The following is a 17,573-nucleotide window of genomic DNA, read 5'->3' on the forward strand; positions in this document are numbered from 1 at the left end:
GCCCGAGATGCCCGCCGCCTACAAGGGCCTGGGCTACCACGAGCTGAACGCCATGCTGAACCTGTACGGTCCCAGCGGCGAGATCCAGTTCGAGGCCGACCGCGAGGCCGCCCACCAGTACTTCCTGCAGCACGTAAACAACAACACCGTGTTCTTCCACGACCTGGAAGAGAAGCTCGACTACCTGGTGAAGAACCAGTACTACGAGCGCGAGACGCTGGACCAGTACACGATGAACTTCATCCGTGAACTGTTCAACCGTGCCTACAAGAAGAAGTTCCGCTTCGAGACGTTCCTGGGCGCGTTCAAGTTCTACACGTCCTACACACTCAAGACGTTCGACGGCAAGCGCTTCCTGGAGCGCTACGAGGACCGCGTCTGCATGGTTGCCCTGCACCTGGCCCGCGGCAACGAGCAGCTTGCCCTCCAGATGGTGGACGAGATCATCGAGGGCCGCTTCCAGCCGGCCACCCCCACGTTCCTGAACGCGGGCAAGAAGCAGCGCGGCGAGCTGGTCTCCTGCTTCCTGCTCCGCATCGAAGACAACATGGAGTCGATCGGCCGGTCCATCAACTCCGCGCTGCAGCTCTCCAAGCGCGGCGGCGGCGTGGCATTTGCGCTGACCAACATCCGCGAAGTCGGCGCCCCGATCAAGCAGATCGAGAACCAGTCCTCCGGCGTCATCCCCGTGATGAAGCTCCTCGAAGACAGCTTCTCCTACGCCAACCAGCTCGGTGCCCGCCAGGGTGCGGGAGCCGTGTACCTGCACGCGCACCACCCGGACATCTACCGCTTCCTGGACACCAAGCGCGAGAACGCGGACGAGAAGATCCGCATCAAGACCCTCTCCCTCGGCGTCGTCATCCCGGACATTACGTTCGAGCTGGCCAAGCGGGACGAGGACATGTACCTGTTCTCGCCGTACGACGTGGAGCGCGTCTACGGCATGCCGTTCTCCGACGTCTCGGTCACCGAGAAGTACTACGAGATGGTGGACGACTCCCGGATCAAGAAGACCAAGATCAAGGCCCGCGAGTTCTTCCAGACCCTCGCCGAGATCCAGTTCGAGTCCGGCTACCCGTACATCATGTTCGAGGACACCGTGAACCGGGAGAACCCGATCGACGGCAAGATCATCATGTCCAACCTGTGCTCTGAGATCCTCCAGGTTTCCCAGCCCACCACGTACAACGATGACCTGTCCTACGCGGACACCGGCAAGGACATTTCCTGCAACCTGGGCTCGCTGAACATCGCCAAGACCATGGACTCGCCGGACTTCGGCCTGACCATCGAGACGGCCATCCGCTCGCTCTCGGCCGTGTCCGACATGTCCAACATCACCTCGGTGCCGTCCATCGCCAAGGGCAACGACCAGAGCCACGCCATCGGCCTGGGCCAGATGAACCTGCACGGCTACCTGGCGCGTGAGCGGGTCCACTACGGTTCCGAAGAGGGCCTGGACTTCACGAACATCTACTTCTACTCGGTGGTGTACCACGCCATCCGCGCCTCCAACCTGCTGGCCATCGAGACCGGCCAGACGTTCGGCGGCTTTGAAAAGTCCAAGTACGCCTCCGGCGAGTTCTTCGACAAGTACACGGAGCAGGAATGGGTGCCGCAGACCGAGAAGGTCCGTGAGCTCTTCAAGAACGTGCACATCCCCACGCAGGAAGACTGGCGCGCGCTCAAGGCTTCGGTCATGGAGCACGGCATCTACAACCAGAACCTGCAGGCCGTGCCGCCTACCGGCTCGATCTCCTACATCAACAACTCCACCTCCTCGATCCACCCGGTGGCGTCCAAGATCGAGATCCGCAAGGAAGGCAAGCTGGGCCGCGTCTACTACCCGGCGCCGTACCTGACGAACGACAACCTGGAGTACTACCAGGACGCGTACGAGATCGGCTACGAGAAGGTCATCGACACCTACGCCGCCGCCACCCAGCACGTGGACCAGGGCCTGTCGCTGACGCTGTTCTTCAAGGACACCGCCACCACGCGCGATATCAACAAGGCCCAGATCTACGCCTGGAAAAAGGGCATCAAGACCATTTACTACATCCGTCTCCGCCAGCTCGCGCTGGAAGGGACTGAGGTTGAGGGCTGCGTTTCCTGCATGCTTTAATCTTCAACTAAATGTGCCAGTACGACGGCGGGTGCCCGCCCGCCGTCGTACGCTTTAACTTAGAGAAAACCACCCAACGCATAGGGGATGACATGACCGAGAAGGTCAAGCTGCTTAGCCACGTCGAGGCCATCAACTGGAACCGCATCCAGGACGACAAGGACGTCGACGTCTGGAACCGCCTGGTCAACAACTTCTGGCTGCCGGAGAAGGTGCCGCTGTCCAACGACGTGCAGTCCTGGAACACGCTGACGCCGGCCGAGCAGCAGCTCACCATGCGCGTGTTCACCGGGCTGACCCTGCTGGACACCATCCAGGGCACTGTTGGTGCCGTCTCCCTGATCCCGGACGCGCTGACTCCGCACGAAGAGGCCGTGTACACGAACATCGCTTTCATGGAGTCCGTGCACGCCAAGAGCTACTCCTCCATCTTCTCCACGCTGGCCTCCACCAAGGAGATCGACGAGGCTTTCCGCTGGTCCACCGAGAACGAGAACCTTCAGAAGAAGGCGCAGATCGTCATGGACTACTACCAGGGCGATGATCCCCTGAAGCGCAAGGTTGCCTCCACGCTGCTGGAGAGCTTCCTGTTCTACTCGGGCTTCTACCTCCCCATGTACTGGTCCTCACGGGCCAAGCTGACGAACACGGCCGACCTGATCCGCCTGATCATCCGCGATGAGGCCGTGCACGGCTATTACATCGGCTACAAGTTCCAGAAGGGATTGGAGAGGGTTTCCGAGGAGAAGCGCCAGGAAATTAAGGACTACACGTTCGAGCTGCTCTTCGAGCTGTACGAGAACGAGGTCCAGTACACCCACGATCTCTACGACGGCGTGGGCCTGGCCGAGGATGTCAAAAAGTTCCTGCACTACAACGCCAACAAGGCCCTGATGAACCTGGGCTACGAGGCGATGTTCCCGGCTTCCGTCACCGACGTGAACCCGGCCATCCTCTCGGCCCTGTCGCCCAACGCTGACGAGAACCACGACTTCTTCTCGGGATCAGGTTCGTCTTACGTGATCGGGAAGGCTGTTAACACCGAGGACGAGGACTGGGACTTCTAGGACCCCTGTGAGATCGGAAGCTAGTTGGCGGTATGAACTCTAGTTGGCGAAACAGGACTGGAACACTGGCGAAGACTGGTTTTGATGGCGGTAGCCCGACGACGCCGGGTTAGGGACAAAAATCTTGATCGGCTGGGAGTTGACAAGTTAGTTGGCGCCGTAACAAACAGGATGGCGCGGTGCCAACTAACATGTTCAGCGCTGGATCTTGCATGCTTCAAATACTCAGCAAGGTGTGTCCTCTGCTCGGTGTGGCTGGTCAATTCGACGGAATTTCTTGGCACTCAACCCGGAGGTGCGAGATCGCACACAACGTGGGAGCTCCTTCCGGGCCGAAATCACCAAGGAGCAAGTCTGAGTGTCGGCAGATGAATGGGCGCAAGAACCGAACTTGCGGCTGCCACGCAGAGACTGTCCCGCCGTCCAGCACACAGGGGGGACCTCCCCGAGTTATATTGCTATTTCAAGTAAAGCGCGCGGCTGCGCGGCGCACTCGTTTAGAGCGCTAAATCGACCAAGTTCACAAGCGGGCTCTGTCTGAGTTCGTCGCGCAGTTGCGTACCGCTCAAACGCTGCTTGGACTGGGCCTGGCCAGTGAGTCGTAGCGTCCAATGTCCGTCTTCCAAGTCCAAAACGTGGAGCCCACGCTTGAGTCGAATGTCCGTAAACTCGCTTAGGTCCAAGACATAAGCTTCGTACCTAACGCCGCTCTTGTGCTGATCTGAGAGAGACGACTGGACCAAGTGAGCGAATCGCAGGTCCACCAAGAGCGCCAGAAGCTCGTATCCTGGGGAATTCTTCTGCGAAACGTCTATGCGGAAGTATGCGTAGCCCGCACCCTTCACGATCGAGGACAGCTCTTCGAGCGCACCCAGCAATACATCCGCATTCCCCGCAACGTCTTGTTCAAGGTCTCGCTTCTTGCCACGGGCTAGCCGACCGGCCGCCACGGCTACGTCTTCGCGCCCCAGCTCCTTCGCGAGTGTGCGCTTCTCGCGAGCAACCACGAGGGAAGATGCAAAGAGATTTAGATAATCTCGTGGAACCCCGCCAGATGCCAGAACCAAGCGGCCCAGAGCCTCGGACTTGGCGATTGATGACGGGGATTTGATGCCAGCGGTTGTCGTGTACTTGACCAACACTGCCTCCAGGAAGTGTTGCGTGGCCTGAGGATCTTCGAGGGTCATGTCCAAATCGATCTTTGTGGCGTCGTGCGGGATTTCGAGCCCGACACGCGCTGACGGCTCGTACGGCCGTGTCAATCGTTCAATGCTGGCAACTTTTACCCATCCATCGCAGTCGCGAAGCATTCCGGCGACGTAGTCCAGGAACGCAGGCTGGGCATTCAAAGGCAGCAAGTAGAAATCATCGATAAATACATAGAATCGCACCAGCCCAGGGCGCAGGACTGCCCTAAGGACCTGGTTAATTTCCGGCAACCGACGTGCGATGGCACTCTCCACGTTCTGATTATTGTCGACCAGGTCTGCCAGCTCATCCCGAATCGTCCGAAGTCGGGAGAATGCCGTCCCGCCTGAGCTTCCACCCTGCTCTGCCAGGGTGGAAAGGATCATTCCGGCCAGAACTGCAGCTGCGTTGCCCACGGTGTGGTGCCTGAGGACATGAGCGTTCAGCCAGAGGGTTACGTGACCTTCACGCTCCGCGACCCTCTTTGCTTCCAGCAGTAGGGCGGTTTTCCCTACACCTCTTCGTCCGTACACGAGCTGATGACGCGACGCACCCACGGCCGCGAGGCTGGTGCGCGGGTCTTCCACATAGTGGAGACTTGGGAGGGCGTCGGAAGTGCGCGACCGAGCCTCCATTAGTTGAACAAGCTGGTCGACGTCGCGCTCCGCCAAGCGGCCGCGTCTTACGGGCGGGGCCACAGGAGCGTCTGCAACTACTGCGGGGCGGACCACAACTACGAATGAGCTGGAATCTCCATCGACCTGCTTGTTGAGTGTCTGCTCCAACGATCCAGCCAAGCTTTGCGCCGCTACTAAGCTCTCCCCGGCCACGTAGGTAATCAGCCATCGCTCACCAGGGAAACTGCGTTCTTGCACGTCACTGACAGAAATTCCGGCCGTGGCGAGTGTGCTGATGAGCAATTCGACGTGTTCAATGCTGGACATTAGATGTATCCGTTCTGCAGTGCGAAATCCTCGCACGCTTGGCAAAATTCAGATGCTACGACTGACAGCGCCCGAGCGTCCGCTTCCCAGTCCGACTGCTGCGTCGGGTATGGATCGTAATCCGCGAGATTTCTCAGGAGCCTCGCGTCCGTGAGCTCGATTTCGCGCTTTCCTACGTCGACCATCGAGTGGGGAAGGTTTCGCGGGAGCGTGGAATGAGCTTGGTGGTCATCCCCGCCGTGGAAAGCAAAGCTGATGGCTCGCGCTGCGTGATACATGGCGTAGTAATGACGGCTTATAGAGGCCCGATACTGCAGGTCAAAAACTAGTCTGTCTCCGGTCGCCAGTTGTGAGCCGGAAAGAACAAATCGGTCTGAGACGATCTGACTAACCATCTGAGTGAGCGGTAGGGGATACCGCCGACCAGCCGGAAGGTTCAATATATCCACTTTTTTCAAAGTGGCAATGAACAGCAAGAAACTGTCCGCGGTGTTTAGCTGTGGCAAGCCTTCGTACCCCTTCTACCCCCGGACAAGCCAACTCACAGGCAGCCCCAATTTGAGTTGAGTCTTTCACACGCACAGCGAGTATCGGAAGATCGCCATACCCACCTTCCGCGGCGGAAACGGTGAGAGCGTTACGTCTTCGCTTGGAATGAAGCCTGACCCGTGCACTTCGATGAGCTGATGTGGCGGCCGGTGCCGCGCTCGCAGCATCGCGCTGGAGCGTGAGGCTTCATCCGCAGACCGCTCGCGTCTGGTCGCATGGACGATGTTAGTGAAGACAGAGCCATCGTGCTCGTGAACTTCGACCCGAACGGAGTGGCTGCGATGGGCCGACAAGGCATCGAGCAGGTCACCGAATCGAGCACGAGTCCACTCGGTTGTCGATCCTGTGGCGGGAACTCATGCCCGTCGTAGACGACATGCATGACACCGTTCGCGTCGACGCTGATGCTGGCAAACGGAAGGGTGACTGGCAGTTCTGGTGGGGTTTCTCTGGCGTTGCGATTGCTCATGCAAGGTGAGTGCGCGATGCTTCGCAGACTTTCTCGTTGCATCGCCTGTAGATACGACACATATGTTACAGTTACAGCAGTTAAGGGCAGTTGTGGCAATGGAGGCGGCATGGACGGGCAAGAAGAAGACTCGATCGACGTGCTACGCCGCGCGCTCCGAGAAGCTAGCGGTCACGTGCAAGTAACGCTCACGCTCTCGCGCAGAAGCGCAGAGAACATTCTGCGACTCCTTGAAGCGGAGCATGGATCAGGTGCCGTCGTCGTTCCCGTTAAGGAGCAATACACGACCACGGAAGCTTCGAACTTGCTCGGCGTCTCTCGGGCAACGCTCATGAAGCTCATCGAATCAGGCAGCATCGAAGCTGTGAAAGTTGGGACGCACCACCGCATCCCTGCCGACGAATTGGTTGCGTTCCAGCGTGCCCGCCAGGTGAGCCAGGAAAGGGCCGCAGAACTGCTCACAGAGTTCTCTTCTCGTTCGGCCGCCGGCTTCCACAGCAACGTTACGTTCCGCGCTAGCGTTCAAGGGGAGGAGTGAGGTGACGAATCAACGGCCACTGATGCCTGCGACAGGACCTATGCCAACACCACGCCCGCCAATTGGTGAAACCCCGACTCGACGCTCTGCGGAACACCTCGTTGCGTCCGTTCTTGCGCCTGAGGATTTCGTCGAGACCGGCCGCCGACTCTTCATCGATACGAACGTCTTCATGGACACAGACACTGCACGCTCAGCAGGTCTGAAGAGACTCTTCGAGCGTTGCAAGGATGTCGCCATCCGCAATGGCAACGGCATCGTGGTCCCGTCCAAGGTCATCGATGAGCTCTCCAAGCAGAGCGGCCTGGATGTCTCGCTGTTCACTGAGGAGCGCGCGGCCGCAGTGCGTCGTGCTGGCCAGTGGCTCACGGCGTTGGAGTCCGCGGCAGCACACGGACTCGTTCGCAAGGACCTTGGTGACGGATCGAACCCTTATGCAGACGACCTGTTCGTCGATCTCTTCACGCACTTCAGCGACCGGTACGACATGAGCCTGCTGACCAACGACATCACATTGCGGCTGCGCATCCGACTGCTCGCGGCCGAGGCGAAGTGTCAGCTCGTGGCAGGCACAGTAAATGTGGATGGTCGGATTGCAGTAGATTCCGACCAGGACTTGTACCAGCGTGGCGCTGGAAAGCTCGCCCGCATGACGCGGCACGCCGATGAGGGGCTTGCGAAGGCCAAAGACTATGCCGAAGTGGAGACGCTGGCCCCTCTGCTGGACAAGTTCAAGCGCAGGTTTGGCGTCGCCGAAGTCGACGCGAGGCCTGGAGGCAGGCGCGACACCAGTGCGGCAAAGAGGCCTGCTCCGCAACGAGCGGACGGAGCTTTCAAGCGTGTGACAACGCTCAAGCCGAAGGATCAGCTGCTTGAAGATGCAGCCATCCCCATCTCCGGTGACCAGGTGATCGCAGTGTCACTACATTCGCGTCACGCGCTCATCTTGGGCGAACGGGTTGGCGAGGGCGGTGAGGGTTCCGTCTATGCCGTGCGAGACAATCCCAGCAAGGTAGTCAAGATCTTCGACAGGGACCATCGAACCGAACATCGCAAGGCAAAGCTCGAGCTCCTTCTATCGCACGAACTTGAAACGCCAGGCATTGGTTTTCCCTCGCACATCATCACAAATGGTGACGGTGACTTCGTTGGCTACGCCATGCCGCGAGCAACTGGGAAGGAGCTCCAGGCGACGATCATGCGTCCTGCTCGGTTCAAAAGGATGTATCCGACTTGGACCAAAGCAGACCTCGTAGATGTTTGCGTCTCATTCCTGAAAAAGGTTGCCTACCTGCATTCGCTGAACATCCTCCTCGGTGATATAAATCCGAAGAATCTTATGGTTGACGAGCATAAGAACGTTTGGATCATCGATGCCGACTCATGGCAGGTAGAAGGGTACCCCTGCCCCGTGGGGACGGCGATGTTCACCGCGTCTACGATCACGGGCGACTACGCTGACGCGCTGCGCACCGTCGAGGAGGAACGTTTTGCGATCGCAACGATGCTCTTCATGATTCTCATCACGGGTCAGTTCCCCTATGCGCGCGCCGGAGCTGATGGTGGCGACTTTGCAGCCCTAATCAAGGAAGGCAAGTTCGCTTTCCAGTTCCAGGGAGCGTCCGACCAGGACCAGCCCGAGGGGAACTGGAAGTTCATGTGGAGCCACCTCCCTTTTCAAATCAAGCGCCTGTTCTGGCACGCATTTCAGCGCCAGGGCGGCTCACGCTATGATCGTCGCCCGACAGCGAACGAGTGGCTCGCGGCATTCCGCGAATACCGCGACTTCTTCGGTGGCAACGACGATTTCGACCCTATGTCGAACGATGTCTACCCTTTTCGATTCCGTGCATTCCGGCCTGACACACCTATCCGCGACTGTCCGCAGTGTAAGCGGCCGAGCGCAATCGTCGGCAGGTGGGACGAAGAGAACCAGTCCTACTACGAACCCAGCCTTTGCTACGACTGCAATCAGAGCAAATCGAGATGCGCGGACTGCGGCAAACCAAGGCCTGCTGACGCGCTGAACGAAAGTCGTTGCTGGGACTGCAACCGCAAGCGCAACTACGCGACCTGCGAGAACTGCAACAGGGAAGTTGCCCAGACGTACCTGGTCGATGGTCGATGCTCAAACTGTCAACCGGTTCCGTGCAAGGACTGTAAGACGTTGACTGCGAAGACCGAACTCTCTTACGGGCGCTGCGCTGCGTGCGTCAAGAAGGCAGCGGAACTCAACCCGGCGCGGCTTTGTGCCGAGTGTCGCCAGCCCTTCATCACTTTCGATCATGAGCGGTGGTTCCGATCCAAGGGGCTCGATATTCCAAAGTCTCATCAGACCGCGACAAAGCAACCTTGTCCACCGCGCTCGACTGCTTCGCGCCCGCCGCGCACAGCCCCGAGGTCGTCGCCCTCCTCCGCTAACTCAGCCGTGCCGCCGAAGAAGAGCTTCTGGCAGCGTCTCGTCACGTGGCTGAGCTCCTGATCCACTACTAAGCGATCAGATCAAATGAAAGGTAATCCCATGGCACTCAACATCGGCGCCGACGACCTCGTCGAGAACCCGACTCCGCGCGTACCCGTCGCGCTTTGCCTCGACACGAGCGGATCGATGATGGGAGACAACATCCGCGAGCTTGTCAAGGGCGTCAACCTGTTCTACGACGCGATTGACGAAGATGACGACGCCCACGACGCCGCCGAAGTGAGCATCGTCGAGTTCAACTCTGCTGTGAGCCTGATTCAGGACTTCGCTAGTATTGAGCGGCTAAACCGAATCGATGCCATCGATGCGACGGGCGGCACGGCCCTCGGCGAGGGAGTTAACCTCGCCCTCGACACGCTCGAGAAGCGAAAGTCCACTTATTCCAACGCTGGCGTCCTGTACTACCAGCCCTGGCTCGTTCTGATGACCGACGGTAAGCCTAACGGGCGTCCTGACGAACTCGAACGCGCAGTCCACCGCGTGACGGAACTTGTCGCCCAGAAGAAGCTCACAGTATTCCCGATCGGGATCGGGGCTGATGCCGACATGAATGTGCTGGCCCGATTCAGCCCGAACCGTCCGCCGCTTCGGCTCCAAGGCCTGAGCTTTAAGGAGTTCTTCGAGTGGCTGTCGAAGTCTGTTTCCCGTGTCTCCCGGTCCACCCCTGGAGACACGGTCAAGCTTGATCTTGAGGGCTTGGCTGGCTGGGCGGAGTTGTAAGTGTTCAATGAGTTCCATCATCAGGTGCGTGGCCGAGGGCACGAGCTTGACGGAACGCGCGGTCAGGATCGGACTCAGTACCTTTCACGCGGCGGCGTTCAAGCGATCTGTCTAGCTGACGGCGCTGGGTCCGCTTCGCATTCCGAATTTGGCGCGCAAGCGGTGGCAGACGAAGGATGCGCCGCGCTGGTCGAGCAGTTCGAACAGCTTGTCGCGAGCGTCGACGGCGGCCAGATCAAGATCGAGCTCCTAGAGCGACTTCTCGCCAAGGTCAACATGCTCGCCGAACGACACGGTCGTGACGTTCACGATTTTTCCTCGACCTTCCTCGGCGTTGCGGTTTCTGGCGACAAGTTTCTTGGTGCACATGTTGGCGACGGCGTAATTGGATACCTCAAGGACGGTGACCTGCGTGTCATCTCCGCTCCGGATAACAGCGAGTTCGCCAATCAGACCACCTTCGTGACTTCTCACGGTGCCGCCGGGTCGATGCGACTCTTTCGGGGCTCGCTGCAGGGGGTGACCGGATTCATTCTCATGAGTGATGGCGCTGGGGACAGCCTCTTCAACGCTCGCACGCGTCAGCTGGCGGCGGCCTGCGAGAAGCTTATTGTGGCTGTCGGGGCTGCGCCCGCCAGACTGAGTCAGAACTCAAAACACAAGAATCAGTGGCGGAAGTTCATAGACGTCAGAGTGCGCAACGCGACGAAGGATGACTGTTCCATCGGCGTCTTTGGTCGGCCGGTGGCGTCCCAACGCGAACGATCAGGGTCCGCGAAAACGTCATGAATCGTCGAGGGCATGGCGGCTGCCCACCATCCGTCTAGTAGTGTCGAAGAGCTCCAGTTCGCCGGGGTGCAGCTGGTGCTGGCACACGAACGAGCGATCCTTGATGCGCCACAGGCACTGGCCCACGCCAAGCCCGGGGAGTGGCTTCTGTTCGGTTCCGGTGAGTCCCAGCGCTCCGGCTGTGACTCCGAGCTGGTCAGCCTCCTGTCGGTAGATGATCCGGGTTTCGGTGTTAGCCAAGAGGCTGTTTGCCAGCGCACGCATTGCTGAGCCTTGAGCCCCGACATTCTCGAGGTCCGTTAGCTTGTGAAAGATCAGCATGCATGCAATCCCGTAGTGCCGAGCGAGCCGCCAATGCGCATCTATCCGTCGCAGAAGCGCCAGGTGTGACATAAGCCGCCAGGCTTCGTCGTAGATGCACCAGCGTGTTCCAAAGGCGTGAGCGGCCGAGTCAGCACGGTATCCCTCTCGTTCGCCAACTAGGTCTGGGCTGATGTCAGTTACGAGGATGTTCCCAACCGCGGATACTTGGCGTTTCGCATGTGGCGGAAGCCGCCAACTAGGCCTCGGTCTCACAACCCCTGCCGCGATACCTTTCGGATCTGACACAAGGGACTCCGCACGATTTGTGCGTGGTCCCTTGTGCTTTGCCGGCAGTTAGTTGGCACTGAGGTAGGCGCGCAGGAACTGTTCTGCGGCAGATGGCGGTACCTTAAGGTAGTCCACGGTCCCGCCCACGGTGGTGGGCATAGGCGGGTAAAGCCGTTGTGGTTTCCATTCGCCGGCTTCCGGCGCGATCGAACGCGGCCAGTGGGGCGGCTCCCAGTCCTGGTGTTCGCTTTTGTAGTTCCGTCCTGATGGTGAGACCCAGCCGGGCGGCTCATTTTTTGTTGCCGGCGTCGGTCTCCAGCCGCTGGCGTGTTTGAGTCTGTGGTGCCGTGGACAGGGCTGTCCCAGGTTGCTGATCCCGGTGGTTCCGCCGTGATGCCAGGCCAAGAGGTGGTCGGCTTCGTTGTCCAGGGAATGGTTGCTGCACCCGGGGAACGGGCATTTGCCGTCACGCATCCGTAGCCAGTTCCGCATGGCCTTTGTGACCCGGTAACTCGAGCGTCCGATCTCCAAGGGTGCCCCGTCCCGTGGATCCACGAGCACCCGGTGGAACGAGTCCGCTCCATTGGCCACCAGATTCCGTGCCATGGAGGCAGGAATGGGTCCAAACCCGTCGAGCATGGCCGGCTCCTCCGTCGCCCCGAGCAGGGAGAAGACAGGAACGGTAACCAGGATTTCGGCCCGGGGCGTAGGTAGACCGGCAAGACCGCTGGCCCCTGCATCCGGCCCAGCCCCGGTCGCGCCGCTGACGCCGTTGCTGCAGCGGGTGCAGCCGTTGTCGCTGCGCAGGGCTGCCGTTGCGAATACGTCCGCCCGCAACTGGGTGAGCGTCCGGGCCTCGTTAGGCCCCTGCAGGCCCCGGGCGATGGCGGTAATGCGGTTCCAGATCGCAGCCCCCTGGTCCGCCGGCAGGTAGGCAGACACCCGCGCCATGCCGTCCTGCTCCGGGGTGTATTCCAGGCATCTGTCCTGCACTCCTTTGGCATGGCGTTTTTCGATACTGTCGGGGTGGTGCCGTTCGCGCCAGGTCCTGGCCTTCCGCCGGAACCTGAAGGCGGGCATCTCGCCGACAGGACAGCCGCGGGCAGGAGAGGCCGCATCATCCCCGAGGAAGTGGGCTTCAAGTGCCCCCGCTGCGTCGCGGTCGAGGGTGGCGGTTTCGTCCACCATGACCTTGGCGTGTTGCCACGAAACAGTTCCCGCCTGCAAGGCTGACAGGGTCCGGGGTAGGGACGTAGCTAGAGCATGGGATTGTTCCAGCAGCATGCCTGCGGCCCGATCGCCGATGGCCAGGACGCAGCCCACCTCGGCCGCTATTGCCATTTCCTGGGCTGGGCCGGCATGTCTACGGGCGCCGCCGACCGCGCCGAGTCCGCATAGGTAGCTGCTGCCTCCGCCTTCAATGCCGCGATCCGAGCTTCGGCCCGTGCGCTCCCGGCAAGGACGTCCAAGCACTCATCAGCCACGGCGGCCAGAGGGTCGGTGTCCGACGCCGGCCCGCGATGGGGCCGGGCGACTTCGGCGCGAATTATGGCAATCGCGTCGTCGATCGCCCCAAAAGCCTTTTCCACCGCTTCGCTTGCCATGTACCCATTATTGAAGGAGGGTGTGACATTTTTTGTGCACCAGCTTGCGAAGCCCGTAGCGTGATTCCCTCAGAACAGCGGCCAGGGCACCGCCGACATCTCACCGCTCGGAGCCGGGAACCTACCCGCCGAGCGCAACCGGGCGCAGCGCGCGGCGAGCGAGGCGACTTCTTTGGCGCTGAGCAGGTCCGCCAGGTTTCGGCCCAGCTCACCGTCCAGTCCTTCGCCGACACGGTCGATGCCCTCAAGTTCCTCGACGGTCAGGGCATCTCCCAGCCACCCCCACAGCACCGTGCGCAGTTTGTGGTCACGGTGAAAGGTAAGCCCGTGGTCCACGCCGTGCCGGTGGCCGCCCGCCATGGCAAGGATGTGGTCGCCTTTGCGGTCGGCATTGTTTACGACGACGTCGAACACCGCCATGCGTCTGAGCGCCGGAGAGTCCTCATGGATGAGGGCGACCATCCGTCCGTTCTCATCCTGCCCCTCAAGGACGTGTTTCCAACCGACCTCCGGTACGTCGTCCGACGCAATGAGGTCCACGGCGTTCTGGCCGGGGTCTGTCTCCTGCCACAGCTGCACCATCCCTTCGCCGAACGGGCCATCGCGCAGCCAGGTGCGAGGCACCACGTTCCAGCCGAGGACCTCCGAGACCAGGTAGGCGGCGACCTCCCGGTGGGCAAGGACGCCGTCGGGAAAATCCCACAGCGGTTTCTCCCCGGCTATGGGCTTATAGACAACTGTCGTATCGCCGATGCTGCCCACGAAGGTGGCGTTCGACGCCGTCGTAATGCGCCCGGTGAGCGTCAGTTCGGCCGTCACCAGGTCAGGCGCCGGCATCAGGCCTCGGGCAAAGTGCAGACGTGCCCGTCCGCGTCTACGGGGTAACCGCAGAGCGGGCACGCAGGACGCCCGGCGCCCACAACCTCCCGCGTGCGCTTGGCAAATGCGCGGGCGGTGCCAACCGGCATCCGCACCAGTAGCATTTCGGGCACTTCAGCGTCATCCTCATCAAGCAATTCGTCGTCGTTATCAGCGTCGACATCAGTGATCGGGTAGGCCTCTATCACGACCTGCGCTGTCGTCGGGTCCCAGCCCAAACTCATGGCGCCCGTCCGGAACTGCTCCTGAACGGCCTCGAGCTGGTCATTGTCAACCAGTTCAACGGGAGTACTGGTGGGAACGCTGTGGGGGTTGCCCTCGATGTTGAGAAGCTGGTCGAGGATTTCGTCGATCTTCTCCGCAAGCAGGGCCGACTGCTGCTTCTCCATGGCGATACTTACGATCTGAGTCCCTGCCCGCACCTGCAGGTAGAACGTTCGTGCCCCCGGAAGGCCAATGGTGCCAACGACGACCCGATCAGGCCAGTCGAACTCATGAACACGTGTAGGCATAAGAGCATTCTAGGCACAGGCGCTTCATGGCGTCCGTTGCCCTGCACCGCCGCCCACCGGCGCGTCGACGGACTGGATGCCGTTCGACAGCCAGGACAGATCCCCGCCATCGGTGTTGGTCGCGTAGACGCTTGGTCGTGTGGCGCCATAGCGCACGATCGATACCGAGGCAGGGCCCACGTTAATGCGCTGGAACAGGTCGAGGTGCATGCCAAGCGCGTCGGCAACAATTGATTTGATGACGTCACCGTGGCTCACCGCCACCCAAACGGCTCCCGGCCCGTACTCGGCTTCGAAGGCTGCATCGTGGCGCCGAATCGCTGCTACCGCCCGAGCCTGCATCCCGGCCATGGATTCACCGCCGGGAAAGACGACGGCGGACGGCTGCGACTGCACAGCGGACCACAGGTCTTCGGTTGCGAGATCACTGAGCATGCGGCCCTGCCACTGGCCGTAATCGCACTCGGTGAGATCGGGTTCCACCGGCGCGTACGGATTGCCGGCCTGGCGGTCGAGGATGAGCTGGGCAGTTTGCTGGCAACGCTCGAGAGGGCTCGACACCACCCCAACTACGGGCACTGCCGCGAGCCGTTCTCCGGTCAAGGCCGCCTGCTCGCGCCCGATCTGGTCCAGGCTGACACCGGCGGCCCGCCCGGCCAGCAGTCCAGTGGCATTGGCTGTGGTGCGGCCGTGCCGCACGAGAATAACTGTCGCCATCCACCCAGCCTATCTACCCGCTCGACGGCGGTGTCCCCGGACCCATGAAGATTTTGTCCGGCGCTGGCATCGGCCCTTCGGAAGGGAGTAAGCGTGCCCGTCGAGGACCTGGGTAGGCAATAGCCCGCAGCATGACGGTGCGGGTGGAGTCGCTGGTGGATGGCACGCGCTGCCGCCGTCGGCCACCTTTTCATTTGGTCAAGACACAGCATCGCGGCCCGCCGAACTGCCACGGCACCATTTTTGTTGTCCCTTGGGACTTTGGCCGAAGTTTACGGTGTAGCCCCTGCTGCGTTGCCGCAGCGTCACCTGGCGCTGCTTGGCTCGTGCTGTTCCTTTCCCTATCACCCAGGAGCTCACGATGCCGATCCAGTTCCCCGCATCCCACATCAGCCATGGCCAGAGCCGCCGCAGCTTCCTGGGCATGAGTGCCGGTGCGGCCGCCGCTTTCGCCGTCGCCGGGGCCCCAGCAGCAGCCGCAACTACCCGCGGCGCCGAGCCGCCATTGCGGTTCGGAGTCATCGCCGACTGCCAGTACGCTGACAAGCCCGACCGCGGTGTCCGGCTCTACCGGCAGTCCATCAGCAAGCTGCAGGAGGCGGTGGCCACCCTCAATGAGGAAGACCTCCGCTTCGCGCTGCACCTCGGCGACTTCGTCGACGAGTTTCCGGAGAGCTTCGATGCCGTGATGCCCATCTGGGAGCAGCTGCGGATGTCGAAGTACCACGTACTCGGCAACCATGACTTCCAGATGCCCCGCGAGGAGGTGCTGCGCACCATGAACATGCCGGCGTCGTACCACCAGTTTCGCCGCAACGGCTGGCGATTCATCATCGTGGACACGAACGACGTCAGCACCTACGGCAACCCCGAAGGTTCCGCCAACTACGTACTGGCCGAAAAGATGCGGGCCGAACTGCAGGCGGCTGGCAAGCCGAACGGCCAGACCTGGAACGGCGGTGTTGGTCCGGAGCAGCTCGCCTGGATTGAGCAGACCCTTGAACTCGCTCGCCACAACGGCGAAAAGGTTGTGCTCAACGCGCACCACCCTGTCTTCCCCCTTGACCAGCACAATGCCTACAACGACACCACACTGGTGGACCTGGTGACCTCGTACGACAATGTGGTCGCCTGGTTCAACGGCCACAACCATGCAGGCAACTACGGCTTCGCCGGTGGCACCCACTTCATGACTTTCAAGGGCATGCTCGACACGACGGTGAATTCATATGCGACTGTCCAGGCTTACGACGACCGCCTGGTGGTTGAGGGCTTCGGACGCGAGCCGAACCGGATCGTCCCAATAGGCGCGCCTGCATACGAGGTCTGAGCGCGGCGTCACCCACGACGGCGAGGTGCCCTAGACTCGTGCTTGCCGAAGGAAAGTCGAACTCGAGTGGGTGCGGACGAACATGGTGCATCACCAACTGAACAAGCATGATTGTACTGTTCACGCCGCTGACGTGGTCCAGCGTCTGGGACTCCTCATGCCGTGCATCGCGGGGGAGATCTTGGGCCGGTTCGTGCGGCCGAGTTGGTGGACTGGATTGATGTCGCCTTCGAGGTGGAACCCGAGATTTCCGGCCATGGCTGGCAGGTGGGACTGGACGACGAAGTGGGTCTGCTTGTACGTCCCGACTATGACGACCTGGCAGAACTTATGGGAGAGCAGGCCGGTGTCCGCTCGGTTGTCCAGCTCGATCGGGAGGTGTTCGCCGTTGACGCACCCCGGTTGTGCGCCGATGGGTTGCGCGCAGCAGTGATGCAGGCTGTCGCAGCCGCCAACAGGAGAGCACATGACCCGCATTACGCCGGGCAGACTGATGCCCCGGACGTCGACGGCACCGGCCCGTCCAGCCCGTCCGCCACGGCTCAGAAATCTCAGGATGCGGTGGAAGCTCCGGAAAGCGACGACCTATGCCGCCTGGTTTCCGGGGACGCGACCAGCGACGGCCGGCGGGTTCAGGTCTGGGTCAACATGAACGGAATCCTTATCCTGCCCGCCGGAACCATCCCGCACAATCCTCTGGACCACGGCGATAACCCCCGTTTTCAGCGCACCACTGTGACGCCAGTGCGGGCGGTAAGCCTTGCAAAGCAACATGCAGGGAACTGGATCCCGTATGCCTCCCTCGACAAACTCCGCCTGCGCCGGCCCGGGCTGGTGCGACGCCGGTGGGCGGCCATTGTCTTTGAGAAGAGCGGCGCTTCGGTCCCCTTGAACTGGCGAGGAACCCGTCCACACGCGTTGTTGCTCTGGGGGTACGTCGTTGCCCGGCGCGGCCTCGGCGCGGTGGTCGGGCTGCCCTAAGATCCGGCACCTCTCCAACGCAGCCTACGAAGCAGCCCTGGTTTCGAAGCTGCTCAGCGCGGCAGTGGGCACCGCCGTCGACGTC

At 61.1% G+C, this 17,573-nt stretch carries 12 protein-coding genes and 2 pseudogenes; 8 read left to right on the forward strand and 6 right to left on the reverse strand.

Translation table 11 applies throughout. From position 1 onward, the window contains the following. Positions 1-7: 7 nt before the first annotated feature. Entirely contained in the window at positions 8-2,128 is a 2,121-nt protein-coding gene (nrdE, locus tag GK109_RS18670) for a class 1b ribonucleoside-diphosphate reductase subunit alpha (RefSeq protein WP_157243134.1), read from the forward strand. A 92-nt stretch (positions 2,129-2,220) separates the two neighbouring features. Then, entirely contained in the window at positions 2,221-3,195 is a 975-nt protein-coding gene (gene nrdF / locus GK109_RS18675; protein ID WP_056079660.1) for a class 1b ribonucleoside-diphosphate reductase subunit beta, read from the forward strand. 497 nt (positions 3,196-3,692) lie between these two features. On the opposite strand, the gene GK109_RS18680 is transcribed toward nrdF, so the two are convergent. Continuing rightward, positions 3,693-5,327 carry an ATP-binding protein gene (locus tag GK109_RS18680; RefSeq protein WP_157241988.1) on the reverse strand — a complete coding sequence of 545 codons (1,635 nt, stop codon included), beginning with the start codon at positions 5,325-5,327 and terminating at the stop codon, positions 3,693-3,695. 929 nt (positions 5,328-6,256) lie between these two features. Here GK109_RS18680 and GK109_RS18685 point away from each other — a divergent pair. The 4 genes from GK109_RS18685 to GK109_RS18700 all read left to right on the forward strand — a co-directional run bounded on the left by GK109_RS18685 (position 6,257) and on the right by GK109_RS18700 (position 10,874). Next, the gene (locus GK109_RS18685) at positions 6,257-6,883 is read left to right on the forward strand and encodes a helix-turn-helix domain-containing protein (protein WP_231754893.1); all 627 of its coding nucleotides are present in this window, start codon (positions 6,257-6,259) and stop codon (positions 6,881-6,883) included. A gap of 172 nt (positions 6,884-7,055) precedes the next feature. After that, positions 7,056-9,365, forward strand: a complete 2,310-nt coding sequence (locus GK109_RS18690; protein ID WP_197432499.1) for a hypothetical protein — start codon at positions 7,056-7,058, stop codon at positions 9,363-9,365. A 39-nt stretch (positions 9,366-9,404) separates the two neighbouring features. Further along, a complete protein-coding gene (locus tag GK109_RS18695) occupies positions 9,405-10,085 on the forward strand; it encodes a VWA domain-containing protein (RefSeq protein ID WP_197432500.1) in 681 nt (226 codons plus the stop codon). Beyond that, positions 10,086-10,874: a PP2C family serine/threonine-protein phosphatase gene (locus tag GK109_RS18700; protein WP_157241991.1), complete on the forward strand. Its 789-nt coding sequence runs from the start codon at positions 10,086-10,088 to the stop codon at positions 10,872-10,874. Here the strand turns inward: GK109_RS18700 and GK109_RS18705 are convergent. The 5 genes and pseudogenes from GK109_RS18705 to GK109_RS18725 form a co-directional block, all read right to left on the reverse strand. After that, positions 10,869-11,306: pseudogene (locus GK109_RS18705) on the reverse strand (ATP-binding protein); the annotation flags it as partial. The gene GK109_RS18700 and the pseudogene GK109_RS18705 sit on opposite strands and share 6 nt — an antisense overlap. Before the next feature lie 225 nt (positions 11,307-11,531). Next, positions 11,532-13,069 (reverse strand): annotated as a pseudogene (locus tag GK109_RS18710) (DUF222 domain-containing protein). A gap of 69 nt (positions 13,070-13,138) precedes the next feature. Further along, positions 13,139-13,906 carry an SCO1664 family protein gene (locus GK109_RS18715; RefSeq protein WP_157241992.1) on the reverse strand — a complete coding sequence of 256 codons (768 nt, stop codon included), beginning with the start codon at positions 13,904-13,906 and terminating at the stop codon, positions 13,139-13,141. After that, entirely contained in the window at positions 13,906-14,460 is a 555-nt protein-coding gene (locus GK109_RS18720; protein WP_157241993.1) for a DUF3090 domain-containing protein, read from the reverse strand. Before GK109_RS18720 ends, GK109_RS18715 begins: the two co-directional genes overlap by 1 nt. Positions 14,461-14,484: 24 nt before the next feature. Beyond that, positions 14,485-15,177: a histidine phosphatase family protein gene (locus GK109_RS18725; RefSeq protein WP_157241994.1), complete on the reverse strand. Its 693-nt coding sequence runs from the start codon at positions 15,175-15,177 to the stop codon at positions 14,485-14,487. Between the two features lie 361 nt (positions 15,178-15,538). Here GK109_RS18725 and GK109_RS18730 point away from each other — a divergent pair, with 361 nt between their 5' ends. Both GK109_RS18730 and GK109_RS18735 read left to right on the forward strand, forming a co-directional pair. After that, positions 15,539-16,507, forward strand: a complete 969-nt coding sequence (locus GK109_RS18730) for a metallophosphoesterase (protein ID WP_157241995.1) — start codon at positions 15,539-15,541, stop codon at positions 16,505-16,507. Between the two features lie 207 nt (positions 16,508-16,714). Continuing rightward, the gene (locus GK109_RS18735; protein ID WP_157241996.1) at positions 16,715-17,488 is read left to right on the forward strand and encodes a hypothetical protein; all 774 of its coding nucleotides are present in this window, start codon (positions 16,715-16,717) and stop codon (positions 17,486-17,488) included. Positions 17,489-17,573 lie beyond the last annotated feature (85 nt).

It is taken from the genome of Pseudarthrobacter sp. GA104 (assembly GCF_009741265.1).
In the GTDB taxonomy this organism is placed as follows: Bacteria; Actinomycetota; Actinomycetes; order Actinomycetales; family Micrococcaceae; genus Arthrobacter.